Raw genomic sequence first — 24,864 nt, 5'->3', positions numbered from 1 at the left:
ACTCGATGATGCTGGCGACGACGCCGGCGCCGACCGTCCTGCCGCCTTCGCGGATGGCGAAGCGCAGCTTCTCCTCCATGGCGATCGGCACGATCAGCACGACGTCCATCGTCACATTGTCGCCCGGCATCACCATCTCCACCCCGTCGGGAAGCGTGACGATTCCGGTCACGTCCGTCGTGCGGAAATAGAATTGCGGGCGGTAGTTGGTGAAGAACGGCGTATGGCGGCCGCCCTCTTCCTTGGTGAGGATGTAGGCCTCGGCCTTGAACTTGGTATGCGGCTTCACCGAACCCGGCTTGCACAGAACCTGGCCGCGCTCCACGTCCTCGCGCTTGGTGCCGCGCAGCAGGCAGCCGACATTGTCGCCCGCCTCGCCCTGATCGAGCAATTTGCGGAACATTTCGACGCCGGTGACCGTCGTCTTGGTGGTCGGACGGATGCCGACGATCTCGACTTCCTCGCCGACCTTGATCACCCCGCGCTCGATGCGCCCGGTCACCACCGTGCCGCGGCCCGAAATCGAGAACACGTCCTCGACCGGCATCAGGAAGGGCTGATCCTTGGGACGCTCGGGCTGCGGAATATAGCGATCGACTTCCGCCATCAGCTTCAAAATCGCGTCATGGCCGAGCTCGGGATTCTTGCCCTCGAGGGCGCACAGCGCCGACCCCTTGACGATCGGAATGTCGTCGCCGGGGAACTCATATTTGCTGAGCAGCTCGCGCACTTCGAGTTCGACGAGTTCGAGAAGCTCGGGATCGTCGACCATGTCGACCTTGTTCAGAAACACCACCAGCGCCGGCACGCCGACCTGACGGGCGAGCAGGATGTGCTCGCGGGTCTGCGGCATCGGGCCGTCGGCGGCCGAGACCACCAGGATCGCGCCGTCCATCTGCGCCGCGCCGGTGATCATGTTCTTCACATAGTCGGCGTGGCCGGGGCAGTCGACATGGGCGTAGTGGCGGTCCTTGGTCTCATATTCGACATGCGCCGTCGAAATGGTGATGCCGCGCGCCTTCTCTTCCGGCGCCTTGTCGATCTGGTCATAGGCCGTAAAGGTCGCGCCGCCCGTCTCCGCCAGCACCTTGGTGATCGCCGCCGTCAAGGACGTCTTGCCATGATCGACGTGTCCGATCGTCCCAATGTTGCAGTGCGGCTTCGTGCGTGAAAACTTTTCCTTGGCCATCGTTCTTGTTCCGGCTTTGGCGGGGCCTTCCCCACGTGCGGCGGGGGATTTAAGGGCAATAGTGGCGGAGAGCAAGAGGGCTTCGCCTCATAATCTGGACGCCCCGCTTTCCGCCAGGATCCAATTGGCGGCGAGCATATGAAAATCCTTGAATGTGAGTTCCCGCGGCTCCAGCCTTCGGAGCTTCAAAATATCAGGCAAATCCACTTGGAATTTCTTGAATTCGTCCGCTATCGCGCGACCGCCAGGCACCCGCGCGTCCCCCGCCTCGTCGCGAAACCAAGTCGCGATTTCCTCGATGAGCCGCCCGACCTTGCCCTCATGCGCATGAATGTCCTGCCCTGAAATGTCAGAGATGAATTGTTTATATCGATATTTCTCGCTATCGAAAATGAGGGCTTTCTATTGTGAATCAGACTTTTTCCCGAAATTCCGCGCGCCCAAGAAGAGGCCTAGTTCAAGAGGCATATTGAAGCGCGGCAAGCCCGACGCCGCGCCGTATCGACATTCACGAATGATCCGGCAAATCTTTTCGATCCGTACCTCGCCGCCATCGTCGTTTTCTCTGGCGCACCGCGGCGTATAGCCCGACCTCACCACAGCAAAGACAATAGCCTGGAAAAACTCGCTATAGTCCGGAGAAAACGGACAATTGATAAAAACGTCCTTGTCGTTCATCAAGCTCGCTTAGCGGCGCGAACCGTGGAAATGGCGTCTCGGATTTCTTTCGTCGAGAAATGAGTAGCCTTGCCTTTCGGCTTCAGAATGCGAACGCCATCCTTAGTCACGCCCAGCACCTTGGGGGCGTTCGTGAGCGAACTAACCGCAACTTTGCGGAACTCGCTGGCGCCGAGTGTTTTTTTGGGGTCTTTTGCCATTTGGAAATAATGCCGCGCCTTCCTCTGCTTCGTAACACACATATTGCAACTTCCGCAATGATAGCCGGCCGGAATCGCGGCGAGGAGAAGCCTTAACAAGACCGTCGGTCACCGCGCTAGCGGACGCCGAGTTTAGCTGCATCCTGAGCGGCAGGTCACCTGCGTGATCACCGGCTTTGTCTCGCCCACCGTGAGCACATCGATCACGACGCCCTTTCGTTGCCAGCGGAAGATGCAATTGGCCAGGCCCGTTCCGGCGCAATTGACCGTTTCGGGCCGTCCGTTGCAGCGCGGATCGTCCTTCTGGCAGACAAACCCGTCCTCTGGTTCGTGAACAGGCTTCCATCCCTTTTTCAAAAGATGCTTGCGCGCCTTGGCGTAGGGCTCGTCTTTCGGAAAGCTCGGAACCTGTGCGAAGGCGCTGGAACACAGCGACAACGTGACGAAAATCGCGGTCGTGGCGAAAAGCGCTTTCATCAAAGTCTCTCCCTTATCGAAACAATCGCAAATTGATAAAGCGCCCGTCGCGCATCGGGCAAGGGCCGGCGGCGTGGACATGGCTAAAGCGTCGCATGTTGAAATCGCCGCCTGACGCGCCAATTGGTTCCGATGCGGGGCGCCAAAATGCGGCATCATCAATTGGCGTATGATTTCTTCGGTGATCCGGTCGATTGGGCGTTCGCCGCGCTCTTCGCCATGCTCGCGCTCGGCGCCTGGGGACTGCGGCTGTGGGAGCCGTCGATCGGCGGTCCGCTGACAAATCTGTCGCTGAACTTTTCAGCGCTCGTCGGCATCCTGCTCGCCACGCAATATCTGTGGCGTGCGGGCTTTGCGAAATACCCGTTTAGCGCCGGACCCGCATGGCGGCGCCTTGTCGCCTATCCGCTGCGGCAGTTCCTCTACGCGGCCGCTGGACTCCTGATCGCCAGCGGCGGATTCGAAGCGATTTTCAGCGGCGTCTCATTTGACGTCATCGGGATTTCGGGCGGATCGCCCGGTTTCGCCGATGAGAGCTTCGTAAATGCCGCGCGCGCCGCGAACCAGCTCGCGGCCATTCTCCTCCCGGCGGCGTTGATCGCCTATCTCGGCCTCATCATGCTAGCCGAACCGTCGCGGCGGACGACCTCCACGGCGCTGGTCGCCACGTCGCAGCCGAGAGGCGCGGCGGCGCTTTCGCCGGAATCGACTCTGATCGGCCAGGATCTTGCGCGTCGCATCCGCCTCGCCGGCTGGATCGGGTTCTGGCTGGATTTCGTTCTGGCCTTCCTGACCGCGCCGCTCCTCGCGTTTGGCGCGGTCGGCCAGTCGATCAGCTCGACCATCTGGGTCAGCGATCCGATCCATTGGGGCTATTTCGGCCTCGCTTTGTTGTTCGCGTCGCTCTTCCTTGATTTTTTCTCGACCGTCGCTTCCGGCCGTCTGGTCAGCGATCCGGTCAGCGTGCTCGCCGGCGACCAGCCCACGGCCTTGTGGTTTCTTGGAGTCGGCTCATTGATTAACGTTCTGGGCGCCGTCGTGTCGTTCATCGGCGTCGGTTTGAGCATCGCTCTCCTCGTCGCCAAGACCGTTTCGCAGCCGCCGGGGATCGCGATCACCGATCCGGACAAGATCGTGCGCGCGCTCGACGTCTTCATCTTAATGGCGAACTTTAACTTGTTAGTTGCTCATTTCATTGGTGCTGGAGCCACGGTCTGGCTCAGCATGGAGGCGCTGAAGGCGCGACACAGATTCGCGATCGCATTGGGCTGAGCAGCCCTGATCGAAAAATGCGGCAATCAATCGAGGCCTGACGAAGCGGCGTCGCCGGTCTTAATCTTCGTAAACGACTTCGCCTCCGACGACGGTCAGTCTCACCGCGCCCTGCAGCAGCGCGCCGTCGAAAGGCGTGTTCTTGCAGCGCGAATGAAGCTTCGCAGGATCGACGACGAAGGGCGCGTCAGGGTCGAAGCGCACGATGTCGGCGGGCGCGCCCTTTTGCAGCCTGCCCTGCGGCAAGGCCAAAATCTCCGCCGGGCGAGAGGTCATCGCGCCGAGCAGGCGGGGAAGCGTGACGTCGCCGGAGTGAACAAGGCGCAGGCCGGCGGCGAGCATCGTCTCGACCCCGATCGCGCCATATTCGGCTTCGGCGAAAGGCAGGCGCTTCGTCTCCACGTCCTGCGGATCATGGTCGGAGACGATCACGTCGATGAGGCCCTCGGCGAGCGCGCGAACCAGCGCCATGCGTTCGTCCTCTTGGCGCAGCGGCGGCCGAAGCTTGAGAAAGCTGCGATAGTCGCCAATGTCGTTCTCATTCAGCGTCAGATGGTTGATCGATGTCCCGCAGGTCACGGCCAGGCCCTCGTCCTTGGCGCGCCGCAACGCGTCAAGCGATAGGGTGGTCGTCACGATCGCCGAATGGTAGCGCGCGCCGGTCAGGGCGACGAGCCGCAGGTCGCGGTCGAGCATGATCGCCTCCGCTTCGCGCGGCGCGCCGGACAGGCCAAGTCGATGCGCGAAATCGCCCTCATTCATGACGCCGACGCCTAGATCCGGGTCTTGCGCAAAATGGACGACGAGCGCATCGAAATCGCGGGCGTAGGTGAGCGCCCGGCGCATCACCAGCGCATTTCTCACCGCGCGCGCGCCATCGCAGAAGGCGACGGCGCCGGCTTGCTGGAGCAGGCCGATTTCGGCGATCTCCTTGCCCTCGCGGCCCCTGGTGAGCGCCGCCATCGGCGCGACGCGCACCCGCCCGGTGTCGCGCGCTCGACGCAAGACGAAATCGACGACGGCGGGGTCGTCGACCGGCGGCAGCGTCGCCGCGGTCGAGAGCAGCGTCGTCACGCCGCCCGCCGCCGCGGCGAGCGTCGCGCTGGCGATGGTTTCGCGATGTTCGGCGCCCGGCTCGCCGACGAAGGCCTGCATATCGATGAGGCCGGGCGCGACGACTTCGCCGGCGCAGTCGACGACGCGCGCGCCGTCGGGAGCGTCGGCCGGTCGCACCGACTCGCCAAGTTCCGCGATGACGCCGTTGTGCGCCACGAGTCCGCCTCGCCCATCCCGGCCCGAAGCGGGGTCGATCAGCCGGGCGTTGTAAAGGAGCAGCGGCGCTGGAGCTTGCAGAGGCGACATGGCGCTTGCTTAGGCTATTTGTCGGGGGTTGCAAATGCGTCCGCCGCGCAAAGGCTTGACCTTCGTTCCAAAGCGTCTAGCTACCGCAAGATGGGAGCAAGGCGTTGGCTGCGCGCCCCGGGGGCAGTGTATGCGTTCCCTCAGCGGTCGGGAGTCCTCTTTGGCGCCGGTCCCGGCGAGCGTCGAGGGCCGCCTTGATCTCGCCGCGACGATGGCCGGCGCCTTCGACGGAATCGTCGCGCTCGACGTCCGCGGAACGGTGCGCGCATTGGACGCCGAAGCAGCGGCGTTATTCGGCTATGCGCTGGATGAGGTCATTGGCCAAGACTTCGAGATGCTGACGCCTGAGTCGGATCGCAGCTATCGTGATGATCTTCATCCCGGAACGCCAAGCCTTCGTCGGCGCATCGACGGCCTGCGCAAGGATGGGTCGATCTTTCCGATGGAGCTTTGCGTCAGCGAGGTGGTCTGCGACAGGGAGAGTCTTTTTATCAGTTTGATCCGCGATCTCAGTCAGCGCCGCCGCTTCGAACAGGGCGTTTACGAGCTTCAGGCGAACCGGCTCGACCTGATTGAAAACATGGCCGCTGGATTGGCACATGAGCTCAAGCAGCCTTTGACCGCGATCGGCGCCTATCTCAATTTCGCCCGCCGCCAGCTTAAGGAAAAAAGCCCTTCGGTCGAGAAAGTAGCGGAGTTGCTCGACAACGCCGATGCGCAGGTCTTCCGCATCTCCGAAATCATGGACAATCTTCGCCAGTTCATCGCGCGCGGCGAGACGACGAAAACCCCGCAACATCTGAACGCTGTGATCCGAACCGCCTGCGAATTCACCGATGCGCTGGCACGGCAGCATAGCATAAAAACGACGGTCGACCTTGCCGCTTTGCCGGATATGGTGGTGATCAACAAGGTTCAGATTCAGCAGGTCGTCGTCAATCTCAAGCGCAATGCGGTCGAAGCGATGCAAAACTGCGAACGACGCGAAATGAGGGTTTCGACCCGCCTGATTGACGGCAATCTCATTCGGGCCGACGTCGCCGACACCGGTCCAGGCCTGCCCGAGGAAGTCAAAGCGAGGCTCTTCGGCCAGTTCACGACGACGAAGCCGCATGGGCTCGGCGTCGGGCTCTCCATATCGCGTTCGATCATCGAAGCGCATAAGGGGAAAATCTGGGCGGAGCCCAACCCGGGCGGCGGCGTGGTCTTCAGCTTCGTGTTGCCGTTGGCGGACAATTGACGGAACAGCGAGGCGCGATGTTCATTAGGATAAATCCCGTCGCCGCGGCGCAACCCTGTGTTTCGCGCCTGTCGTTAACCGGACATAGAGGTTGCGGCGTAAGCATTCGGCAAGACGAATGTGGCTAGGCGGCAAGGAACTGCTATTGTTCCACGGCGCGCGAAATCACGCTGACTATGGGCGTAAAGGCCCGTACGCAGATAATGTGATCAAACCCAAAAGGGTTGGAGCGAGCTTCACGCGAAAAGCCGGATTCAACTTATTCGCAACGCGCTCTATGTCTCGAGCGTCATTGTAATCATAGGGAGAGAGGGCTTCGTGCTGAACTTCGAGAACGTCGGCTTGCGCTATGGCGTCGGCGCCGAAACCCTCCGCGACATTAATTTTCAGATCGCGCCGCGTTCTTTTCAGTTCCTCACCGGCCCATCGGGCGCAGGCAAGACCACCTTGATGCGCCTGATCATCATGGCCCTGCGGCCGACCCGCGGACTGATCAATATTTTCGGCAAGGACACGGCGGCGCTCAGCAATGAGGAGGTCGCCGATACGCGCCGCGGGATTGGCGTCGTCTTCCAGGATTTCCGTCTGCTGGACCATCTGACGCTCTATGAAAACGTCGCCCTGCCCCTACGCGTGCTCGGCCGCGAAGAATCTACCTATCGGGCGGAGGTGACCGAACTCCTGCGCTGGGTCGGGCTCGGGGAACGCGCCCATGCGCTGCCGACGATCCTTTCGGGCGGCGAAAAGCAGCGCGCCGCGATCGCCCGCGCGCTGATTTCCCAGCCCAAACTGCTGCTCGCGGACGAGCCGACCGGCAATGTCGACCCGACGCTGGCGCGGCGGATCCTTCGCCTGTTCGTCGAGCTTCACAAGGCTGGAACAGCGGTCATCATCGCAACCCATGACATGAACTTGATGGATCAGTATGAGGAAGCGCGACGTCTCGTGCTCGCCGACGGCCGGTTACACATTTTCGAATAAGCGGACGATGGCCGTGATGCAATTCTTGTCCCCGACCCGCCCTGATGCGTCAGACATCGACGTGGACGCCGATGAATTTCCGGCGCAGAGCGCGCTGGTGCCGGCAGATTCCGTGCCCGGCCGTTCGCTCGTCATCGTCATTGCGATCATGACGTTTCTTGCCGCGCTCGCCGCCAATGTCGCCATTCTGGTCGCGGACGCCAGCGTGGAATGGCGCAGCGACATCGCGCGCGAGGCGACCGTGCAGGTGCGTCCCACGCCCGGCCGCGATATTGAGCTCGACGTCACGGCGGCGGCCGAGGCGATGCGGAAGACGCCCGGAGTCCGTGACGCGCTCGTCTACGCGAAGTCCGAATCCGAGGCGCTGCTGACTCCCTGGCTCGGCGAGGGGCTGGATCTTTCGGAACTTCCGACGCCGCGGATGATCGTCCTGAAACTCGAGACCGAAAATCGCCCGGATTTCGACAGGCTGCGCATGGAGCTCGAACGCGTCGTCCCCAACGCCGTGCTCGATGATCACCATGTATTTATCGAGCGGCTTGGCGACATGGCCCGCGCCGCGGTGGCGACCGCCGCCCTTGTTTTCATTCTTATTCTGGCGGCCATGGCGGTCGCGGTGGCGTCGGCGACCCGGGCGGCGGTCGCGACCAATCGCGAGATCGTCGAGGTGTTGCATATCGTCGGCGCCGCCGACGCTTTCATCGCCCAGGAATTTCAGCGCCGCTTCATGGCGCTTGGCTTTCGCGGCGCGCTGATCGGCGGCGGCGGCGCGGTCGCCTTTTTCGTCCTGGCGCAATTTCTGACGCGGCGATGGCGCGCGACCGGCGGCGGCGAGCAGATCGAGGCGATGTTCGGCGATTTCTCGGTCGGTCCCAGCGGGTTCCTGGTGATCCTGCTGCTGGTGGGCGCGGTCGCGACTCTGACCGGCTATCTGTCGCGCTATATTGTGCTGCGCCATCTGTGGCGCCTCGGCTAGATCACGCTGCGTTTAGGCGGAATCGCCTAAACGCAGATTACGTGATCGATTCCAAAAGTTTAAAGCGCGTTCTATGCGAAAAGCCGGTTCCCACTTTTTCGCAGCGCGCTCCAGGCCGGCGCCAATAACATCGGCGCCAAAATCCGACTATAGTCGCGACAGAATCGCGTTTCGCGCGTTTAAGGGCATGGGCGAAGGATTACAAAAGTGACGATTCCCCAAAGCCAAGGAGAAAACAAAGGGTTGAGAGTCGTCCGCAAGCTCGCTGGCGCGATCTTCGCCGGCGGCGCGCTGATTGGCGCGGCGTTTCTTTTTGGCTTTGCCGGATTCGCTCTGTCGCTGCCGCGCGAGGAATTCGCGGTTCCGGCGCCGGCGGAGGGGATCGTCGCGCTGACCGGCGGCTCGGACCGGGTGCTTGACGCCGCGACCCTTCTGGCGAGCGGACAGGCGCGCCGCATGCTGATCACCGGCGTCAATCGCGCCACCCGCAGCGCCGTCATCGCGAAAATATTGCCGGTGTCGCGCCAGCTTTTCGATTGCTGCGTCGATCTCGGCTACCAGGCGCTCGACACCGCCGGAAACGCCAAGGAAACCCGCGACTGGGCGCGCCAGCACAATATCACCCGCACGCTCATCGTCGTCACCTCGAATTACCACATGCCGCGCGCCCTGGTCGAAATCTCGGCCGCCCTGCCGGATGTCGAACTTTATCCGTTTCCGGTCGTCAGCGAGCATATCGATGTCGCGGATTGGGTCAGCAATCCCCGCGTTGCGCGCTTCATCGGCAAGGAATATGTGAAATATCTCGGGTCGTTGTTGCGCACCAGAGTGCTGAGAGAGTTTGAAGATTCGGAGCCGGCGCCGCAGCTTCGCCAGAGCGTCGCTTCGGCGGCGCGCGATTTGCGCTGAACGGTCATCACGGTCGTTCGATTTGACAAGGGCTGACACAGGCCGTGAGACGGCGCCTCCCAGCCCGGCCAAAGATCGCCCTCTTCAGGCGGCGGCGCCGGCGCGGTCGGTGTCGAACTGCAGTTTCGCCAGTCGCGCATAAAGACCGCCGGCGGCGATCAGGCTCGCATGATTCCCCTGCTCCACCAGCCTGCCGTCATCGATGACGATGATGCGATCGGCTTCGAGCACGGTGGCGAGACGATGGGCGATTACGAGGCTCGTGCGTCCCTGCATCACGTCATGCAGCGCGGCCTGCACCAGCGCCTCATTCTCGGCGTCGAGCGCCGAGGTCGCCTCGTCGAGCAGCAGCACCGGCGCGTCGGCCAATATCGCGCGCGCGATGGCGAGTCGTTGGCGCTGGCCGCCCGAGAGCGTGACGCCGCGCTCGCCGAGCAGCGTGTCGTAGCCCAGCGGCAGCGCCATGATGAAATCATGCGCCTGGGCGCGTTTGGCCGCGGCGACGATTTTTTCGCTGGACGCTTCTTCGCGGCCATAGGCGATATTTTCGGCCACGGTAAGACCGAAAATCACCGGATCCTGCGGCGCAAGCGCGATGGCTTTGCGCAGCGCCGCCGGATCGAGGTCGCGCAGGTCCACGCCGTCGAGGGTAATCGCGCCGGAATCGACATCATAGAAGCGTAAGAGCAGCGCAAAGGTCGTCGACTTGCCCGCCCCCGACGGACCGACAAGCGCGACTCGCTCGCCGGGCTGGACGACGAGCGAGAAATTGTGCAAGGCGGGCCGGTCAGGCGCGGTCGGATAGGCGAAGCTCACATGATCGAAGGCGATGCCGCCTTTCCAGCGGGCCGGCGGATGAACCGGACGCGGCGGCGCGACGATCCGCGGCGCGATGGCGAGAATATCGGCGATACGCCCTGCGGCCCCGGCGGCGGCGGAGAGCTCGCTCCAGGTCTGCGAGAGTTCGCCCAATGAACTGGCGCCGAGCACTGCGTAAAGCACGAATTGCGACAGTACGCCCGAGGTCATCCTACCCGCGAGCACATCCTGCGCGCCGAGCCACAACACGCCGACGACGCTGGTGAACACGACGAGAATCGCGCCGGCGGTCACGAAGGCGCGAAGCAGCGTCGCGGCCTGGGCGGCGTCATAGGCGGTCTCGACCGCGCGCGTGAACCGCCCCGTCGTATAGTCCTGCGCGCCATTGGCCTGCATCGCCCGCACGGCCGAGAGGTTTTCGCCGGCATAGGCCGAGGCCTGCGCCAGCGTGTCCTGCGCATGGCGCGAGCGCCCGCGCACCGCGCGGCCGGAGCCGATGAGCGGCAGGACGATGATCGGAATCGCCGCAAGCGCCAGCCCCGCAAGCTTGGGACTGGTCGCGACCATCATCACGATTGCGCCGAAGAACATGAAGAGATTGCGCAAGGCGACCGACGCCGACGAGCCGAAGGCGGATTTCAGCTGCGTCGTATCCGCCGTGAGCCGCGAGAGTAACTCGCCGGTCTTCGCCGTGTCGTAGAAGGCGGCGTCGAGAGTCGTGAGATGTTTGAAGAGATCGGCGCGCAGATCGGCGACGACGCGCTCGCCAAGCGTCATGACGAAATAGTAGCGGGTGCCGGACGCCATCGCGAGAGTCGCGGCGACAGCGATCATCGCGCCGAAATAGGCGTTCACCGCGCCGGCGCTGTCGGCGGAAAAGCCGTGATCAATCATGCCGCGCACCGCGAACGGCAGCGTGAGAGTCGCTCCCGCCGCCATGAGCAGCGCGATGAAGGCGAACCCAATGGTTCGCTTGTAGCGGAGCGCATAGGGCAGCAGCGGCCGAAGCGGCGCGAGCGTGGCCTTGAAACCGCGATCAGTTTTGCGAGCTGCTGGATCGGCGGAATCGACGTCAGAGTTCTTTTTGGTCATCGGCTGGGGGTATAGCGTCCGTCTTCGACGAAAACGAATTTGGGCGGGAGGTTCGTGACCGACGGGCGGTCACAAAAGCGTGTTGAAGATGAGATTTGATTGTCTCCTCAAGCCGCCAAAATCGCGTCGTCGGTTGAATATGATTTTATATCATACAATTAGACGCGCGACATCCTGTCGCATCCACGATTGACTCATCGCCATCTTGTGCTAACCTCCGCCTGCGTCGAAATGACGCGCCCTCAATAGGTGAGAACGCGCCGAGCGAACAAGGCGCGACTCAGGGAACGAATTAAAGAGGAGTGAAGAATAATGGCTAAAGAACTCGAACTCACCACGAACACCTACGTTTTCGCCGGCATTGGCGCGGTTATTCTCGGCGGTCTCGCCTCTGTGGCGCTGGGCGGCCTGGCGAACACGATCGCGGCTGCCGTCGTCGGCGGTCTCGCGGGCGGCTGCCTCGGCCTGTTCTTCTAATTTTGAATTAATCGCGAGGCGCGGAAAGGTTCGGCCTTCCGCCCTCGACGCGAAGCCGGCAGTCCAAAGGACTGCTGGCTTCTCAGTTTTTGACGCTGCATTTCGAACGTCGGCGCAAGCTTTCGAGGCCATCACAGAGACGCCGTGGTCGGATTCGCGGGCCAAATTTCTCGTGCGCGTTCCCGTAAGACATATTTGCGTATTTTCCCCGTCGAGGTCTTCGGCAGTTCGCAAAAGACCACATGGCGCGGGCATTTGAAATGCGCCAAATGCTGACGCGTCCAGGCGATCAATTCCTCCGCCGTCGCCTCTTCGCCGTCCTTCAGCTCGACGAAGGCGCAGGGCGTTTCTCCCCATTTGTCGTCGGGGGCGGCGACAACCGCCGCGGCGCGCACCTTGGGATGGCGAAACAGCGCATCCTCGACTTCGATCGACGAGATATTCTCGCCGCCCGAAATGATGATGTCCTTCGAGCGATCCTTGAGCTGGATGTAGCCGTCGGGATGACGCACGCCCAAATCGCCTGAATGGAACCAGCCGCCGTGGAAGGCTTTGTCCGAGGCGCCCTTGTTCTTCAGATAACCTTTCATGACCACATTGCCGCGAAACATGACTTCGCCCATCGTTTCGCCGTCGCGCGGCACGGGCTGCATCGTATCGGGGTCGATCACGTCGAGGTCTTCGAGAACGAGATAGCGGACGCCCTGACGCGCCTTCATCTGCGCCTGCGCGGCTCCCTCGAGCGAATCCCACTCGTCCTGCCATTCGTTGACGGCGGCGGGACCGTAAGTTTCGGTCAATCCGTAAAGATGCGTGACTTCGAAGCCGGCCGCCTTCATCCCGGCGAGCACTGCCTGCGGGGGCGGCGCGGCGGCGGTGAAGAAGCGCGCGGCTTGCTTCAACGGCCTCTTCTCAGATTCCTTGGCGTTGAGCAGCGTCGACATGACGATCGGCGCGCCGCAGAGATGCGTGACCCCATGTTCGGCCATCAGCTCATAGATATGGCCCGCGCGCACCTGCCGCAGGCAGACATGCATGCCGGCGTTGACCGAAATCGACCAGGGGAAGCACCAGCCGTTACAGTGGAACATCGGCAGCGTCCACAGATAGACCGGGTGGCGGCCCATGTCGCCGGTGAGCACATTGCCGAGCGCGGTCAGATAGGCGCCGCGGTGATGATAGACGACGCCTTTCGGATCGCCCGTGGTGCCGGATGTGTAATTGAGCGAAATCGCATCCCATTCGTCGCCGGGCGGCGACCATCGATAATCGGCGTCGCCCGAGAGCAGGAATTCCTCGTAGTCGACGGAGCCCAGCCGCTCGCCGGGCCCGTCAAATTCCGGATCGACATAGTCGATCATCAGCGGTTTGGTCTTGGCGAGCGCGAGCGCCTCGCGAATGACGGCTGAAAATTCCCGATCGACGATCAGCGCCTTGGTCTCGGCGTGGTCGAGCGTGAAGGCGAGGATCGCGGCGTCGAGCCGGGTATTCAGCGTATTCAGCACGCCGCCCATCATCGGAACGCCGTAATGGCATTCGAGCATCGCCGGCGTGTTGGCGAGCATGACGGAAATGGTGTCGCCGCGCCCAAGTCCAGACTTTTCCAGTGCGCTCGCGAGCCGCCGGCTGCGCGCGTAAAAATCGCGATAATTGCGTCGCAGCGGACCATGAACGATGGCGATGCGCTCGGGAAAGACCGCCGCCGCCCGCTGCAGGAAGGTGATCGGCGTCAGCGGCTGGAAATTGGCGGGATTTCGTTCGAGGTCGCGATCATAAGGCGAATCGGGCATCCGGCGAGTCCATGATCCGATATGGCGCCGCGCGCCGGTTAGCGAACGAATCTAATCGCCGCGACGACGAAGCCCGCAAGGGCGATTTGCGTCACGCTGAGCCAGCGAAGAAATTCGACTCGCAAATTCGCTGCCGAGGTTTCGATCTTGGCTTCGAGCCTTGTCTCGACCTCACCGATTCGTCGACGCAAGTCGCGGCCCCGGTCATCCAACTCATTTCTGATTACGACGGAATCCCTCAAAGCCGCGTCGAGCGCCTCGACGTGGACGCGCGCCTGCCCTTCTTCGATTCCCCCATTTCGGAGGCGATCGACATAGGCGAGCCGGTCGAAAGCGAGCGCGGAAGACGTCATAAGCGAAGGATACGCGCGAGAATGAGGTTGATCAATTGGCCCACGCGTCCGCGCGGCGCTATTCGCCGAAATCGACGTCCTTTAGCCGACCGAACACGCGATCGGCGTCGAAATTGTCTTCTTCTTCGGACGGCGCCGGCGGAGTCGCCTTGCCGAAGACATCCTCGGTGGTCGCCGGTTCGGGGCGCGGACTGGTGGTGACGCTCGCGGGCACCAGCGTCTGACCATGATCCTCGACCGGCGGCTTGTCCTTCGCCGCGCGGTTGACCTCGAAGTCGAGTTCGATCTGCGAGCAAAGTCCGAGCGTCACCGGGTCCATCGGCGTCAGCGCCGCGGAATTCCAGTGGGTGCGCTCGCGGATCGCCTTCAGCGTGGTCTTGGTGGTGCCGACGAGACGCATGATCTGGGCGTCCTTCAGCTCGGGATGATTGCGCACGAGCCACAGAATGGCGTTCGGACGATCCTGACGGCGCGACAGCGGCGTATAGCGCGGACCGCGCGCCTTCTTGACCTCCGGCACGACCACTTTCGAGACCGAGAGATGAAGACGATGGTCGGGGTTTTTCTCGCCCTTCTCGATTTCCTCGCGGGTGAGCTGGCCCGAAGTGATCGGATCATGGCCGCGAATGCCGGCGGCGACCTCGCCGTCGGCGATGCCCTTCACCTCGAGCGGATGCAATTTACAGAAGTCGGCGATCTGATCGAACGACAGCGACGTGTTTTCGACGAGCCAGACGGCCGTGGCCTTCGGCATCAGCGGGGCGTTGGTCATCTTGGAAACTCCTCGATCAAGACACAGCGGCGGCGTCCGGCGCCGCGCCTCCGGCGCTAGCGACCCACAGAACGACCGTCCAAGTTGGGATGCCGCCTATATAATCCGCATCCGCCTAAAGCGCAATCAATCCCATCTGCGCCGTCGCCGCACGAGGACTGGGCTGACGGCCCAGCTTTACTCTGGTTCGCGCGCATGGGCCGGGCGCAGTCCACGCAAATGCGCCGGCAGCAATTCGCCGATCTCCGCGCTTACGACCGCGCCATAGCGATGGAACATGAGCCCGAAGACGATCAGCAGTACGCCGATCCCCGATAGCGCGAAGGGAAAGAGGATCGAATCCTGAAAAACGCTGCCAGCGAGATAGCCGAGATAGATCGTGACCCCCACGGCGCCAAAGACCGCATAGGCCCGGCGCATCAGGAACACCGACAGGAAAATCAGCGCGACATTGATGCCGCAGTACAGCGCCTTGCCCATTTCGTCGCCGCTGTGCTGCGACGTGAGCCCGCCCCAAAAGGCCATCAGCCCAAAAAGATGCAGCCAGAAGGCGAAATCGCCGCCGCGCCAGCGCTTGAGATCGACAAGCCAGGCGACGGCGAGCACGGCGAGGCCGAAATACATGCTCACGCTCGCCCGCTGATCCCACGAAAACTCTTGCACGCCCATCAGCCAGGGCGTCAGGTCCATCGACATGAACCACAGCGAGAAGGCGATGATCATCACGAGGAACGGGAAGGGAAAGGCGAGCAGCGCGATTGAGGCGGCGCCGATCGTGCCAAGCTCCATCGGCAGCCAACTCGATTTGATCCAGACGTAAAAGTCGCCATAGGGACGCGCCTCTCCCGCCGGATTGACTCCGAACATGGATTGCAGCGCAAAAATCGCCAGCGGCGCCATGCCGACCGCGCAGGCGACCAGCAGACCGCCCGGCGTGCGCAGATCGCGCTTCTTCCACAGATAGGCGCCGGCGAATGTGAACAGGACGGCGTAGATGATCGCCGTGACGAGCAGCGCCTTGTCGCCCCAGAGGCCGAAGGCCGTCGTCGAGAAGAGGCCCATGGCGCTGAGTACGATCAGCGCGCCGGCGTACCAGAGCACATTGACGACGTCATAGCGCGGCGACTGGGACGCCGTTTCCGCCGCGGCGGCGCGCCCCGCCGCCAGAAATTGCGACAGGCGTTCGAATGTCTCGGCGTCGATCGCGCCGGCGTCGCGCGCGGCGGCGATATCATCAATGGTGAAACGAAACTTCATGGCGCTACTCCTTTGAAGCCGCATTCAACATGGCTCGCCACAAAAATATTTGTGCAAACGCACAATAGCGTATCCCGTCCTGGCGGATTTGACAGCGCCCGCCGCTTGCGCCCATCTAACCGCCGGCGCCCCTGCGCGAAGGATGAGATGCAACAGCGAACGTCGGGCCTTACCTACGCCGAAGCCGGCGTCGACATCGACGCGGGCAACCGGCTCGTCGATCTGATCCGTCCCGCCGTCCGTTCGACGCGGCGCTCGGGCGCCGATGGCGAGATCGGCGGCTTTGGCGGCGTGTTCGATCTCAAGGCCGCGGGATTTTCCGACCCGGTGCTCGTCGCGGCCAATGACGGCGTCGGGACCAAGGTGAAAATCGCGATCGAATCCGGTCTCAACGACACGATCGGGATCGATCTCGTCGCGATGTGCGTCAACGACCTCGTCGTTCAAGGCGCCGAACCGCTGTTCTTTCTCGATTACTACGCCACCGCGAAACTCGACCCGATCGCCGCCGCGGCGGTGGTGAAGGGCATCGCCGCCGGCTGCGTCGAGGCCGGCTGCGCACTACTAGGCGGCGAGACCGCGGAAATGCCGGGCCTCTATGCGCGCGGCGACTATGATCTCGCCGGCTTCGCCGTCGGCGCCGCGGAGCGCAACCGCCTTCTGCCCCGCGACGTTTGCGCGGGCGACGTCCTCTTTGGACTGCCCTCCTCCGGCGTCCACTCCAATGGCTTTTCGCTCGTGCGCGCCATTGTGAAGCGGGCCGGACTGGCGTGGAACGCCACGGCGCCTTTCGCGCGCGATCTTAATCTCGCCAAGGCGCTGCTGACGCCGACGCGCATCTATGTGAAGCCGCTTCTCGCCGCCCTGAAGGCGACGCCGCATATCGCCGCCCTCGCCCACATTACTGGCGGCGGCTTTCCCGACAATCTGCCGCGCGTGCTGCCGGACGGACTCGGCGTCGCGCTCGATCTCTCGGCATTCGAACCTCGGCCGGTTTTTCGCTGGCTGGCGCAGACGGGCGAAATCGCGCCCGGCGAAATGCTGCGCACCTTCAACTGCGGGATCGGCATGGTTGTCGTGGCGTCAGCGCCCGGCGCCGGCGAAGTGGAGAGCGCGTTGCGCGCCGCCGGCGAAAAGCCCCTGCGCATCGGCGAAATCATCGAGGCCGACGGCGCGGAGCGCGTCGTGACGCGCGGAACCCTGGCGTTGTGACGCGGCTGCGCACAGCTATTCTCATATCCGGGCGCGGCTCAAATATGGACGCGCTGATCGCGGCGGCGAGAGATCCGAGCTTTCCGGCCGAGATCGCGCTCGTGCTCTCGAACCGTCCAGATGCGCCCGGCCTCGCCAAGGCGAAGGCCGCCGGCGTGGCGACGGCCGCGGTCGATCACAAGATTTACGCGGGGCGCGAGGAATTCGAGCGTTCGCTGCAAATCGTGCTCGAAACCTATCGGATCGAGTTCATCTGCCTTGCCGGCTTCATGCGCATGTTCACGCCCTGGTTCGTCGGCCAATGGCGCGGGCGCATGCTTAACGTCCACCCCGCCCTGCTTCCCGCCTATCGCGGACTCGACACGCATGCGCGGGCGCTCGCCGACGGCGTAAAAATTCACGGCGCCACGGTGCATTTCGTCGTGCCCGAAATCGACGAAGGTCCGATCGTGGCGCAGGCGGCCGCGCCAGTGCTTGATGACGACACGCCGGACACGCTCGCGGCACGCGTCCTGGCGCAGGAACATGTCATCTATCCAATGGCGCTGCGGCTGGTCGCGTCAGGCGCCGTGCGGATCGATGGCAATCGGGTGCTCGGCGCCCCGGCGCCTGATGACGCCTGCCTTATCGTTCCCGACGTAACAGCGGCGCTCAGGAGTATTTCATGACCATCACGCTCTATTGCTTTCGTCCTGTCGCCGGCCTGCCCGATGCATCGCCTTTCGTGACGAAGGCGATGCTTCTCTTGAAGATGTCGGGACTGGATTATGTCGAAGACCGCGGCGGATTTTCCAAGGCGCCGAAGGGCAAGCAGCCCTATATCGATGACGACGGCGAAATCATCGCCGACTCGACCTTCATCCGTTTCCATCTCGAACGGAAACACGGCGCGGACTTCGACGCGCATTTATCGGACGAGCAAAAGGCCGTCGCCTGGTGCGTCGAAAAAATGTGCGAGGAACATTTCTATTGGATCGTCGTCCACATGCGCTGGATGGACGACGCCAATTTCGAACGCGGCCCGGCGCGGTTTTTCGACAGCGCGCCGGCGATCGTGCGCCCGCTGGCGAAATGGCTCATTCGCCGCAGGGTCGCGAACTCCCTATGGGCGCAGGGCATGGGCCGGCACAGCGCGGCGGAAATCGACGCGCTCGGCATGCGCGACGTCGAAGCGCTGGCGACGCTGATCGGCGACAAACCCTATCTCTTTGGCGATGCGCCCTGCGGCGCCGACGCGACCGTCTTCGCCTTTGTGGCCACGGTGCTGGCCCCAATGGCGGAAAGCGCCATTCGCGACGCCGCGCTCGCGAAACCCAATCTTGTCGCCTATCGCGACAGGATCATGTCGTCGTATTTTCCGCCGACCGCTTGACCGGCCGAGTCGCGCCGAGCCGGCGCCCGCGCAGCAGGCGCGGGAATGGCCGCTCAGCCGACGATTTCGTTGCCGGAGAAGAACTGGGCGATCTCCACCGCCGCCGTCTCCGGCGCGTCGGAGCCATGCACCGAATTCTCGCCGACGTTCAGCGCATGTTCCTTGCGGATCGTGCCCGGCGCGGCGTTGGCCGGATTGGTCGCGCCCATGACTTCGCGATAGCGGGCGATGGCGTTCTCGCCTTCGAGCACCTGCACGACGACCGGTTCGGAAATCATGAAGTCGACCAGTTCGCCGAAAAACGGGCGCTCCTTATGCACGGCGTAAAAAGTTTCCGCCTGCTCGCGCGTCATGCGGATGCGCTTTTGAGCGATGACGCGCAGTCCCGCGCCTTCGATCAGCGCATTGATCTTGCCGGTGAGATTGCGCTTCGTCGCGTCGGGCTTGATGATGGAAAAAGTGCGTTCGATCGCCATAGAGCGCATCGCCTCGTCGTTGGAGAATAGTCGGGCGTCGCGCTTATATCGGGCGTCCCGCGGGGCGGCAAGCCTATAGAGCTTGGGCCATTTCCGCTTCGCTGGTTCGCGGCCCCGGCCGGAACTAGGTCCCGGGATCGTTGCGGTCCGTGCGCCAATAGGGATGGTGGAAATGCAGCACGTGATCGCCATTATAGGAGGCGACGGCGTTATCGAAAGTTATCGCGCCAATCCGCCGCCAATTGCGAAAAATCCCCTTCTTGAATCCCGTTCGGCCGGTCACTTCGCCATCGTCGGTGACGTCGATCGTGAATACAATTTTGCGTTTGGGCGTCGGATCGCCCTTGTCGAACATCATCGCCAGCAATTCGTCGCGTGAATCCAGTCCCTCTCCTTCAATCCGCGGATGGTTCGGCGCCAGCCTCAGGCGCATGAAGCGCGGAGCGCGCGTCGGAAGGTTTGGAGGCTTGCCGAGTTCGGCGATTTCATGGAGCTGACGCTCGGTGGCGTTCTTGTCGACCAAGGTGAAGACGACGCCCGCCACCATGATGATCGGCGAGGTCGGCCAGTCGTTCGACAAAGTGACATTCGGCGCGTTTACGAATTCGACATCATTGATGTGGCGCGTCGACGCGCCGACGATATCGTCGATCACGAAGAAATTCGCCGTTCGCAACGGCTCTTTATGGTCAGGATCGGTTGTCGGGAAGAGCTTGCCGGCGACGCCCTGCCCGCGCGGCTTGCCGCGCTGCACCGCGCCGCCGTCCGAATAGCGCGCGACGATCAGCGCCTTGCTGCCCTTCTGGAAATAGCCGGTGTAGCCGCTGTCTTCGGTGATGTCCCAAAGCCCGGTCAGAACGACGCCCCAGGGATGGACGATGCGTCTGAAGCCTTTTCGGTCAGGCCCCCACCTCAGATCGCTGCGCGAGTGGACCGATCGCCTGGCGGCCTCGGTGAGGAAGTGCCTGCCCTTCCATATCTCGCGCATCATGTCGACAAAGGTCGGCATTACGAAGGGAAGCGGCGGTTCTCCCTCCCGGCCCCAAACCTTTTGATAGGGATTGGCGAAAACCGCATCGCGAACTTCGCCGAAGCGTGAACCGGAATAGTCGTTATCGCCGGCGCCCATCCCAATGGCGCCGAAATCGTTAGGGTCCATGATATGTCCCCTCATCCAATCAATTTCGATAGCGCCGCGCTTCTCCAACACGGCGACTCTATCGGCCTTAATGCGATTGTCCAGCGCTGCTCAGCGATAAACGCCAGCGACGCCCATAAAATCTTTGGCGGTGAGACTCGCGCCGCCAACGAGCGCGCCGTCGACATTCAAGACGCGCATTAATTCGCTGGCGTTCGACGGCTTCACGGAGCCGCCGTAGAGAATGCGGACCTGCGCGCTCTTGCCGCGGCCAAGCCGCGCTTCAATGCGTTCGCGCGCGAAGGCGTGCATTTCGGCGACGTCCGCCAACGTCGGCGTCAGGCCCGTGCCGATTGCCCACACCGGCTCATAGGCGACGACGATATGGCTTGGCGCATCGGCCGGCAGCGAGCCGTCGATCTGCGCGCCGACGACGCTCAAGGCCTCGCCCGCTTCTCGCTCGGCGCGCGTCTCGCCGACGCAAATGATCGGTGTGAGCCCGGCGCGCAGGGCGGCCGCCGCCTTGGCCTGCACATCCGCATTGGTCTCGCCGTGATCCGAACGGCGTTCGCTATGGCCGACGATGACATAAGACGCCCCGGCGTCGTTGAGCATTTCGGCGGAAACGTCGCCGGTGTGGGCGCCGCCGGGCGCGGCGTGGCAGTCCTGACCGCCAAGACCCAATCCGCCCTGCGCCGCCATGTCGCGGGCGAGCGCGATGAGCGTAGCCGGCGGGCAGACGATCAGTTCGGCGCGGGCGCGCAGCGCGCCGTCATAGGCGGCGCCCATGGCCTCGATCTCGGCAAGCGAGGCGCGCAGCCCGTTCATTTTCCAGTTTCCGGCGACGAGCGGGCGGCGGGTCATGAAAAGCGCTCCTGACGTTCGAAAACGGGTAACAGAGCAAAGGCCGCGCAACAATCCGCCGACTGGGCGGCATGGAAGCGTCCGCAAGCGCCGTCATTGCGCCGTCATTTATTTCGATATATCTGGAATTATGGAAATGGAAGCGGCTCTCGCCTGTCTCGCCGCGCTGTCTCAGCCGACGCGGCTCGAGGCCTTTCGGCTGCTCGTCCGGCATGAGCCCAAGGGACTGCCGGCCGGAGACGTCGCCCGCGCGCTCTGCGTGCCGCAAAACACGCTGTCGGCGCATCTCAACGTGCTGTCGCAGGCGCGACTCGTGATGAGCGCGCGCAACGGCCGCAGCATTGTCTATCGCGCCGACCTTTCGCGGCTCAACGCGTTGACGCGCTTTCTCGCCGAGGACTGCTGCGGCGGCGCGGCATGCGCGAGCGCCGACCGCCTCGCCGCTATCACATGCGAGTCTTCCCGATGACTGACAGGATTTACAACGTGCTGTTCCTCTGTACCGGCAACAGCGCGCGATCGATCATGGCCGAAGCGCTGCTCCGCGCGCGCGGCGCCGGCCGGTTCAACGCCTTTTCCGCCGGGAGCCATCCCAAGGGCGAGGTCAATCCTTATGCGCTCAAGACGCTGGAGACGATGGGCATGCCGATGAGCGGCTATCGTTCGAAGAGCTGGGATGAATTCGCCGGATCGGACGCGCCGCGCATGGATTTCGTCTTTACCGTCTGCGACGACGCGGCGGGCGAAATCTGCCCCGCGTGGCCCGGTCAGCCGATGACCGCGCATTGGGGAATTGAAGATCCGGCGGCGGTCGAAGGAAGCGACATCGACAAGCAACGCGCCTTCGCCACCGCCTTCCGCTATCTGCGCAACCGGGTCGATCAGTTCTGCGCCATTCCGCTGCATCGTCTCGACAAGCTCGCGCTCAGCCAGCGACTGCGCGACATCGGCGACATGGAAGGCGCAACGTCACGAAACGCTGTCGCGGAATAAGCCATGACCATCTTCGAACGCTATCTTTCGCTCTGGGTCGCGCTCTGCATCGTCGCCGGCGTCGCCCTCGGCCATTTTATTCCCGGCGCGTTTCACGCGATCGGCGCGATCGAAATCGCCAAGGTCAATTTGCCGGTCGCCGCGCTGATCTGGCTGATGATCACCCCGATGCTGATGAAAATCGACTTCGCCGCGCTCGCCGAAGTCGGACGTCACTGGCGCGGCATCGGCGTGACGCTGGTCGTCAATTGGGCGGTTAAGCCATTCTCGATGGCGCTGCTCGGATGGCTCTTCATCGGCTATCTGTTTCGACCCTATCTGCCGGCGGACCAGATTGATTCTTATATCGCCGGCCTCATCCTGCTCGCGGCGGCGCCCTGCACCGCCATGGTCTTCGTGTGGTCGAATCTCACGAAGGGCGAGCCGCATTTCACCTTGAGCCAGGTCGCGCTCAATGACGCGATCATGATCGTCGCTTTCGCGCCGATCGTCGGCTTGCTGCTCGGACTGTCCTCGATCGTCGTGCCCTGGGACACGCTGTTCCTCTCGGTCGTCCTCTATATCGTCGTTCCGGTGATCGCCGCCCAGATCATGCGCAAGCGGCTGCTCGCGGCGGGCGGTGAAACGGGACTCGCGAAAACGCTCGCGCGGATCGGCCCAGCGTCGCTCGTGGCGCTGCTGGCGACGCTCGTCCTGCTCTTTGGATTTCAGGGAGAACAGATCATCCGCCAGCCGGCGATCATCGCCATGCTTGCGGCGCCGATTCTGATCCAGGTCTATTTCAACGCCGGACTGGCCTATCTGCTCAATCGCGCGACCGGAGAATCGCATTGCGTCGCCGGCCCGTCCGCCTTGATCGGGGCGAGCAATTTCTTCGAACTCGCGGTCGCGGCGGCGATCAGCCTGTTCGGCTTTGATTCAGGCGCCGCGCTCGCTACTGTCGTCGGAGTCCTGATCGAAGTTCCAGTGATGCTGAGCGTCGTCTGGATCGTCAATCGGAGCAAGGGCTGGTATGAGCGCGGAGCGCTTCGATCCGCCGATCGACTCTCCGCGCCCGTCGACATACCCTGAGGATCAGCAGAGGCGGTAGCCGTAAGCCGCGAGCTGGCGGCCGGTGATGCGCAGCATCGGGCCGGGCGCGCGATTGCCGTGGCGATAGACGTGTTCCATGAAGACGCGTCGCAGGGCGGGCTTATAATGGGCGGCGAAGACCGCGGTCATGCGCGGATCGATGACTCCCCCCTCGGGGCCGCCGAACCAGGGCGCATGGAAGCCGAAGACCGCGCCTTCGGAAACGCACGACTTGTGCGACGCCAGATAGAGCGTGCAGGAGGAATCGCATTCCGTCGGCCCGATCCGGATCGGTTCGCCCCGAGCCTCCGCCCGAGCCAGCCTGGCCTGGTATTGCTCGACGCGTCCGCCATAGTCGGGGGCCATGACGTCAAAGGCGTTCGCCGGAGCCGTTAAAAGTACAGCCGTCATCATTCCTGCAAGACCGAGAGATCGCAGCATAGGACTTCCTTTTTGGGGCGCTCGCTGAGGGCGGCCATGCCGCCAAATGGCTGTCAGGGCTCAATCGACCGAGCGCGTGTCTCGGGCCCTTCGAGAAGGGGAAGGGCAGCGACTCGCGCCTCTTCCAGCTTCAGCGTTTCATTTCTAAACAAGGGTTAATCACAGTGCAAGCGGGGCCTTAACTTTATAGTTAAATTTTTTTGAAGATGTCGCTTGTCTTCGCCCGAATGCGCCCTAGCAACCTTTAGCTGGAGATTGGGCAAATCAAGGAAAATACGCCTCGTCCCGCTTCGAGGCCATGGATATTGAAGAAGCCTGTCGGATTTAAGGCGGCTTAGGCGTCAGCGCTTGCGCTTTTTCTCGACGTCCATCGCGAGCGACTTGCCCAAAATGTGCTCGTCGCGGCCGATGACATGCGCGCTGGCCCCGACGATGAGCGGATCGGGTCCGTGAACGACGCTATGCGCCTTGTTCGGATAATCGAGGCTCGACAGAAAGTGCTGCATGCAGTTGAGGCGCGCGCGTTTCTTGTCGTCGGATTTAATGACGATCCACGGCGCGTCGGCCGTGTCGGTAAAGAAGAACATCGCCTCCTTGGCCTCGGTGTAATCGTCCCATTTGTTCATCGAAAGCCGATCAATCGACGACAGCTTCCACTGTTTCAGCGGATCGTGCATGCGCGAACGGAAACGCCGCTGCTGCTCCTCGCGCGTGACCGAGAACCAATATTTGTAAAGGCGCACGCCGGAGCTGACGAACATACGCTCCAGTTCGGGGCATTGGCGCATGAAGTCGAGATATTCATTGGGCGTACAAAAATTCATCACCCGCTCGACGCCGGCGCGATTGTACCAGGAACGGTCGAAGAAAACGATTTCGCCGGCGGTAGGCAGGTGCTGGATATAGCGCTGGAAATACCATTGGCTGCGCTCGCGCTCGGACGGTTTTTCCAGGGCGACGACCCGCGCGCCGCGCGGGTTGAGATGCTCCATGAAACGCTTGATCGTGCCGCCCTTCCCGGCCGCGTCGCGCCCTTCAAACAGTGCGACGATGCGTTGGCCGGTCTCCTTGACCCAGCTCTGCGCTTTCAAAAGCTCCACCTGCAGCAGCGCCATGCGCCGCAGATAGGCCTTTTCGCTGAGCCGCGTCTTATATGGAAATTCTCCCGATTCGAACGCCTTGCGAATAGCTTCCGGATCGGCGCGCAGCCGGCGGATATCCGATGGCGGCGCATGGGCGCGCGCCGCCTCGTCAACGCCTTGATCGAACCCGGCGCCATGCTCGATTTTAGGCAGCGAAGCCGCTGAGCCAGCTTTGGCGACGCCGTCGGCGGTTTCGTCCATTGTCGACTGCCCATATTCGGCGCCAGCGCCCCTCCGGCGCTCTCGGGATTTCCGGGGCTCGGGCGCGGCTTCAGGTCAAATGTGACACTGCAATCTTTCCGAATATAAAA

The 24,864-nt window shown here is 62.8% G+C and carries 28 protein-coding genes; 13 read left to right on the top strand and 15 right to left on the bottom strand.

The features are described from left to right. Positions 1-1,189 (bottom strand): elongation factor Tu (gene tuf / locus U1E20_RS05725; RefSeq protein ID WP_409979613.1); only part of this gene is annotated, 1,189 nt, incomplete at its 3' end. A 138-nt stretch (positions 1,190-1,327) separates the two neighbouring features. Between tuf and U1E20_RS05720 the strand changes: the two genes are divergently transcribed. Further along, a complete protein-coding gene (locus tag U1E20_RS05720; RefSeq protein WP_409979612.1) occupies positions 1,328-1,534 on the top strand; it encodes a hypothetical protein in 207 nt (68 codons plus the stop codon). Between the two features lie 57 nt (positions 1,535-1,591). Here U1E20_RS05720 and U1E20_RS05715 read toward each other — a convergent pair whose 3' ends face one another. The 3 genes from U1E20_RS05715 to U1E20_RS05705 all read right to left on the bottom strand — a co-directional run bounded on the left by U1E20_RS05715 (position 1,592) and on the right by U1E20_RS05705 (position 2,544). Then, complete coding sequence (locus tag U1E20_RS05715; protein ID WP_409979611.1) at positions 1,592-1,867, bottom strand: hypothetical protein; 276 nt, start codon at positions 1,865-1,867, stop codon at positions 1,592-1,594. Next, positions 1,867-2,067 (bottom strand): hypothetical protein, encoded by a 201-nt coding sequence (locus U1E20_RS05710; RefSeq protein WP_409979610.1) that lies wholly within the window; start codon positions 2,065-2,067, stop codon positions 1,867-1,869. Before U1E20_RS05710 ends, U1E20_RS05715 begins: the two co-directional genes overlap by 1 nt. A 132-nt stretch (positions 2,068-2,199) precedes the next feature. Then, entirely contained in the window at positions 2,200-2,544 is a 345-nt protein-coding gene (locus tag U1E20_RS05705) for a hypothetical protein (RefSeq protein WP_409979609.1), read from the bottom strand. 147 nt (positions 2,545-2,691) lie between these two features. On the opposite strand from U1E20_RS05705, the gene U1E20_RS05700 reads away from it, so the two are divergent. Next, positions 2,692-3,816 (top strand): DUF3611 family protein, encoded by a 1,125-nt coding sequence (locus U1E20_RS05700; RefSeq protein WP_409979608.1) that lies wholly within the window; start codon positions 2,692-2,694, stop codon positions 3,814-3,816. A gap of 60 nt (positions 3,817-3,876) precedes the next feature. On the opposite strand, the gene pyrC is transcribed toward U1E20_RS05700, so the two are convergent. Beyond that, positions 3,877-5,178, bottom strand: a complete 1,302-nt coding sequence (pyrC, locus tag U1E20_RS05695; protein ID WP_409979607.1) for a dihydroorotase — start codon at positions 5,176-5,178, stop codon at positions 3,877-3,879. A gap of 160 nt (positions 5,179-5,338) precedes the next feature. On the opposite strand from pyrC, the gene U1E20_RS05690 reads away from it, so the two are divergent. From U1E20_RS05690 to U1E20_RS05675, 4 genes are all read left to right on the top strand, one after another. Further along, positions 5,339-6,418, top strand: coding sequence for a sensor histidine kinase (locus tag U1E20_RS05690; RefSeq protein ID WP_409979606.1), 1,080 nt, complete (start codon positions 5,339-5,341; stop codon positions 6,416-6,418). A gap of 318 nt (positions 6,419-6,736) precedes the next feature. Then, on the top strand, positions 6,737-7,399 hold the full coding sequence (gene ftsE, locus U1E20_RS05685) for a cell division ATP-binding protein FtsE (RefSeq protein WP_409979605.1): 663 nt from the start codon (positions 6,737-6,739) through the stop codon (positions 7,397-7,399). Between the two features lie 16 nt (positions 7,400-7,415). Beyond that, complete coding sequence (locus U1E20_RS05680; RefSeq protein ID WP_409979604.1) at positions 7,416-8,375, top strand: cell division protein FtsX; 960 nt, start codon at positions 7,416-7,418, stop codon at positions 8,373-8,375. Positions 8,376-8,582: 207 nt separating this feature from the next. Next, on the top strand, positions 8,583-9,284 hold the full coding sequence (locus U1E20_RS05675; RefSeq protein WP_409979603.1) for a YdcF family protein: 702 nt from the start codon (positions 8,583-8,585) through the stop codon (positions 9,282-9,284). Between the two features lie 84 nt (positions 9,285-9,368). Here U1E20_RS05675 and U1E20_RS05670 read toward each other — a convergent pair whose 3' ends face one another. Beyond that, the gene (locus U1E20_RS05670) at positions 9,369-11,195 is read right to left on the bottom strand and encodes an ABC transporter transmembrane domain-containing protein (protein WP_409979602.1); all 1,827 of its coding nucleotides are present in this window, start codon (positions 11,193-11,195) and stop codon (positions 9,369-9,371) included. 312 nt (positions 11,196-11,507) lie between these two features. On the opposite strand from U1E20_RS05670, the gene U1E20_RS05665 reads away from it, so the two are divergent. Beyond that, positions 11,508-11,672 carry a hypothetical protein gene (locus tag U1E20_RS05665; RefSeq protein ID WP_409979601.1) on the top strand — a complete coding sequence of 55 codons (165 nt, stop codon included), beginning with the start codon at positions 11,508-11,510 and terminating at the stop codon, positions 11,670-11,672. 131 nt (positions 11,673-11,803) lie between these two features. Here U1E20_RS05665 and U1E20_RS05660 read toward each other — a convergent pair whose 3' ends face one another. The 4 genes from U1E20_RS05660 to U1E20_RS05645 all read right to left on the bottom strand — a co-directional run bounded on the left by U1E20_RS05660 (position 11,804) and on the right by U1E20_RS05645 (position 15,844). Next, positions 11,804-13,462 (bottom strand): acyl-CoA synthetase, encoded by a 1,659-nt coding sequence (locus U1E20_RS05660; RefSeq protein ID WP_409979600.1) that lies wholly within the window; start codon positions 13,460-13,462, stop codon positions 11,804-11,806. Between the two features lie 38 nt (positions 13,463-13,500). After that, positions 13,501-13,815 (bottom strand): hypothetical protein, encoded by a 315-nt coding sequence (locus tag U1E20_RS05655; RefSeq protein ID WP_409979599.1) that lies wholly within the window; start codon positions 13,813-13,815, stop codon positions 13,501-13,503. A gap of 58 nt (positions 13,816-13,873) precedes the next feature. Then, positions 13,874-14,587 (bottom strand): DUF1013 domain-containing protein, encoded by a 714-nt coding sequence (locus U1E20_RS05650; RefSeq protein WP_409979598.1) that lies wholly within the window; start codon positions 14,585-14,587, stop codon positions 13,874-13,876. A 177-nt stretch (positions 14,588-14,764) separates the two neighbouring features. After that, the gene (locus U1E20_RS05645; RefSeq protein ID WP_409979597.1) at positions 14,765-15,844 is read right to left on the bottom strand and encodes a hypothetical protein; all 1,080 of its coding nucleotides are present in this window, start codon (positions 15,842-15,844) and stop codon (positions 14,765-14,767) included. A gap of 147 nt (positions 15,845-15,991) precedes the next feature. Here U1E20_RS05645 and purM point away from each other — a divergent pair, with 147 nt between their 5' ends. Genes purM through U1E20_RS05630 form a run of 3 tightly spaced genes read left to right on the top strand, consistent with a single transcriptional unit; the run spans position 15,992 to position 18,428 of the window. Beyond that, the gene (gene purM / locus U1E20_RS05640) at positions 15,992-17,056 is read left to right on the top strand and encodes a phosphoribosylformylglycinamidine cyclo-ligase (protein WP_409979596.1); all 1,065 of its coding nucleotides are present in this window, start codon (positions 15,992-15,994) and stop codon (positions 17,054-17,056) included. Then, positions 17,053-17,724, top strand: a complete 672-nt coding sequence (gene purN / locus U1E20_RS05635; protein WP_409979595.1) for a phosphoribosylglycinamide formyltransferase — start codon at positions 17,053-17,055, stop codon at positions 17,722-17,724. Before purM ends, purN begins: the two co-directional genes overlap by 4 nt. Then, the gene (locus tag U1E20_RS05630; protein ID WP_409979594.1) at positions 17,721-18,428 is read left to right on the top strand and encodes a glutathione S-transferase family protein; all 708 of its coding nucleotides are present in this window, start codon (positions 17,721-17,723) and stop codon (positions 18,426-18,428) included. The genes purN and U1E20_RS05630 overlap by 4 nt, the downstream gene beginning before the upstream one ends. Positions 18,429-18,481: 53 nt before the next feature. On the opposite strand, the gene ndk is transcribed toward U1E20_RS05630, so the two are convergent. The 3 genes from ndk to tpiA all read right to left on the bottom strand — a co-directional run bounded on the left by ndk (position 18,482) and on the right by tpiA (position 20,906). After that, positions 18,482-18,904 (bottom strand): nucleoside-diphosphate kinase, encoded by a 423-nt coding sequence (gene ndk / locus U1E20_RS05625; RefSeq protein WP_409979593.1) that lies wholly within the window; start codon positions 18,902-18,904, stop codon positions 18,482-18,484. Positions 18,905-19,028: 124 nt separating this feature from the next. Further along, positions 19,029-20,063, bottom strand: coding sequence for a hypothetical protein (locus tag U1E20_RS05620; RefSeq protein ID WP_409979592.1), 1,035 nt, complete (start codon positions 20,061-20,063; stop codon positions 19,029-19,031). Between the two features lie 90 nt (positions 20,064-20,153). Beyond that, a complete protein-coding gene (gene tpiA, locus U1E20_RS05615) occupies positions 20,154-20,906 on the bottom strand; it encodes a triose-phosphate isomerase (protein ID WP_409979591.1) in 753 nt (250 codons plus the stop codon). A gap of 130 nt (positions 20,907-21,036) precedes the next feature. Between tpiA and U1E20_RS05610 the strand changes: the two genes are divergently transcribed. Genes U1E20_RS05610 through arsB form a run of 3 tightly spaced genes read left to right on the top strand, consistent with a single transcriptional unit; the run spans position 21,037 to position 22,970 of the window. Beyond that, complete coding sequence (locus U1E20_RS05610; RefSeq protein ID WP_409979590.1) at positions 21,037-21,375, top strand: ArsR/SmtB family transcription factor; 339 nt, start codon at positions 21,037-21,039, stop codon at positions 21,373-21,375. Then, positions 21,372-21,899 carry an arsenate reductase ArsC gene (locus U1E20_RS05605; protein ID WP_409979589.1) on the top strand — a complete coding sequence of 176 codons (528 nt, stop codon included), beginning with the start codon at positions 21,372-21,374 and terminating at the stop codon, positions 21,897-21,899. The genes U1E20_RS05610 and U1E20_RS05605 overlap by 4 nt, the downstream gene beginning before the upstream one ends. A 3-nt stretch (positions 21,900-21,902) precedes the next feature. Then, entirely contained in the window at positions 21,903-22,970 is a 1,068-nt protein-coding gene (arsB, locus tag U1E20_RS05600) for an ACR3 family arsenite efflux transporter (RefSeq protein WP_409979588.1), read from the top strand. A gap of 3 nt (positions 22,971-22,973) precedes the next feature. On the opposite strand, the gene U1E20_RS05595 is transcribed toward arsB, so the two are convergent. Further along, a complete protein-coding gene (locus tag U1E20_RS05595) occupies positions 22,974-23,411 on the bottom strand; it encodes a hypothetical protein (RefSeq protein WP_409979587.1) in 438 nt (145 codons plus the stop codon). A gap of 341 nt (positions 23,412-23,752) precedes the next feature. After that, positions 23,753-24,754 carry a polyphosphate kinase 2 gene (gene ppk2 / locus U1E20_RS05590; protein WP_409979586.1) on the bottom strand — a complete coding sequence of 334 codons (1,002 nt, stop codon included), beginning with the start codon at positions 24,752-24,754 and terminating at the stop codon, positions 23,753-23,755. Positions 24,755-24,864: the final 110 nt, after the last annotated feature.

The organism is Methylocystis sp. (genome assembly GCF_046349115.1).
Taxonomy (GTDB): domain Bacteria; phylum Pseudomonadota; class Alphaproteobacteria; order Rhizobiales; family Beijerinckiaceae; genus Methylocystis.
This window is presented reverse-complemented; position numbering and strand designations above follow the sequence as displayed.

Coding starts and splice junctions, on each gene's coding strand:
- U1E20_RS05720 (WP_409979612.1), top strand. CDS start 1,328: ATGAAAATCCTTGAATGTGAGTTCCCGCGGCTCCAGCCTTCGGAGCTT.
- U1E20_RS05595 (WP_409979587.1), bottom strand. CDS start 23,411: ATGCTGCGATCTCTCGGTCTTGCAGGAATGATGACGGCTGTACTTTTA.
- U1E20_RS05665 (WP_409979601.1), top strand. CDS start 11,508: ATGGCTAAAGAACTCGAACTCACCACGAACACCTACGTTTTCGCCGGC.
- U1E20_RS05620 (WP_409979592.1), bottom strand. CDS start 20,063: ATGGACCCTAACGATTTCGGCGCCATTGGGATGGGCGCCGGCGATAAC.
- U1E20_RS05610 (WP_409979590.1), top strand. CDS start 21,037: ATGGAAATGGAAGCGGCTCTCGCCTGTCTCGCCGCGCTGTCTCAGCCG.
- U1E20_RS05650 (WP_409979598.1), bottom strand. CDS start 14,587: ATGACCAACGCCCCGCTGATGCCGAAGGCCACGGCCGTCTGGCTCGTC.
- U1E20_RS05680 (WP_409979604.1), top strand. CDS start 7,416: ATGCAATTCTTGTCCCCGACCCGCCCTGATGCGTCAGACATCGACGTG.
- arsB (WP_409979588.1), top strand. CDS start 21,903: ATGACCATCTTCGAACGCTATCTTTCGCTCTGGGTCGCGCTCTGCATC.
- U1E20_RS05660 (WP_409979600.1), bottom strand. CDS start 13,462: ATGCCCGATTCGCCTTATGATCGCGACCTCGAACGAAATCCCGCCAAT.
- U1E20_RS05655 (WP_409979599.1), bottom strand. CDS start 13,815: ATGACGTCTTCCGCGCTCGCTTTCGACCGGCTCGCCTATGTCGATCGC.
- U1E20_RS05710 (WP_409979610.1), bottom strand. CDS start 2,067: ATGGCAAAAGACCCCAAAAAAACACTCGGCGCCAGCGAGTTCCGCAAA.
- U1E20_RS05705 (WP_409979609.1), bottom strand. CDS start 2,544: ATGAAAGCGCTTTTCGCCACGACCGCGATTTTCGTCACGTTGTCGCTG.
- U1E20_RS05700 (WP_409979608.1), top strand. CDS start 2,692: ATGCGGCATCATCAATTGGCGTATGATTTCTTCGGTGATCCGGTCGAT.
- ppk2 (WP_409979586.1), bottom strand. CDS start 24,754: ATGGACGAAACCGCCGACGGCGTCGCCAAAGCTGGCTCAGCGGCTTCG.
- tpiA (WP_409979591.1), bottom strand. CDS start 20,906: ATGACCCGCCGCCCGCTCGTCGCCGGAAACTGGAAAATGAACGGGCTG.
- U1E20_RS05645 (WP_409979597.1), bottom strand. CDS start 15,844: ATGAAGTTTCGTTTCACCATTGATGATATCGCCGCCGCGCGCGACGCC.
- pyrC (WP_409979607.1), bottom strand. CDS start 5,178: ATGTCGCCTCTGCAAGCTCCAGCGCCGCTGCTCCTTTACAACGCCCGG.
- U1E20_RS05605 (WP_409979589.1), top strand. CDS start 21,372: ATGACTGACAGGATTTACAACGTGCTGTTCCTCTGTACCGGCAACAGC.
- U1E20_RS05670 (WP_409979602.1), bottom strand. CDS start 11,195: ATGACCAAAAAGAACTCTGACGTCGATTCCGCCGATCCAGCAGCTCGC.
- U1E20_RS05715 (WP_409979611.1), bottom strand. CDS start 1,867: ATGAACGACAAGGACGTTTTTATCAATTGTCCGTTTTCTCCGGACTAT.
- purM (WP_409979596.1), top strand. CDS start 15,992: ATGCAACAGCGAACGTCGGGCCTTACCTACGCCGAAGCCGGCGTCGAC.
- U1E20_RS05630 (WP_409979594.1), top strand. CDS start 17,721: ATGACCATCACGCTCTATTGCTTTCGTCCTGTCGCCGGCCTGCCCGAT.
- ndk (WP_409979593.1), bottom strand. CDS start 18,904: ATGGCGATCGAACGCACTTTTTCCATCATCAAGCCCGACGCGACGAAG.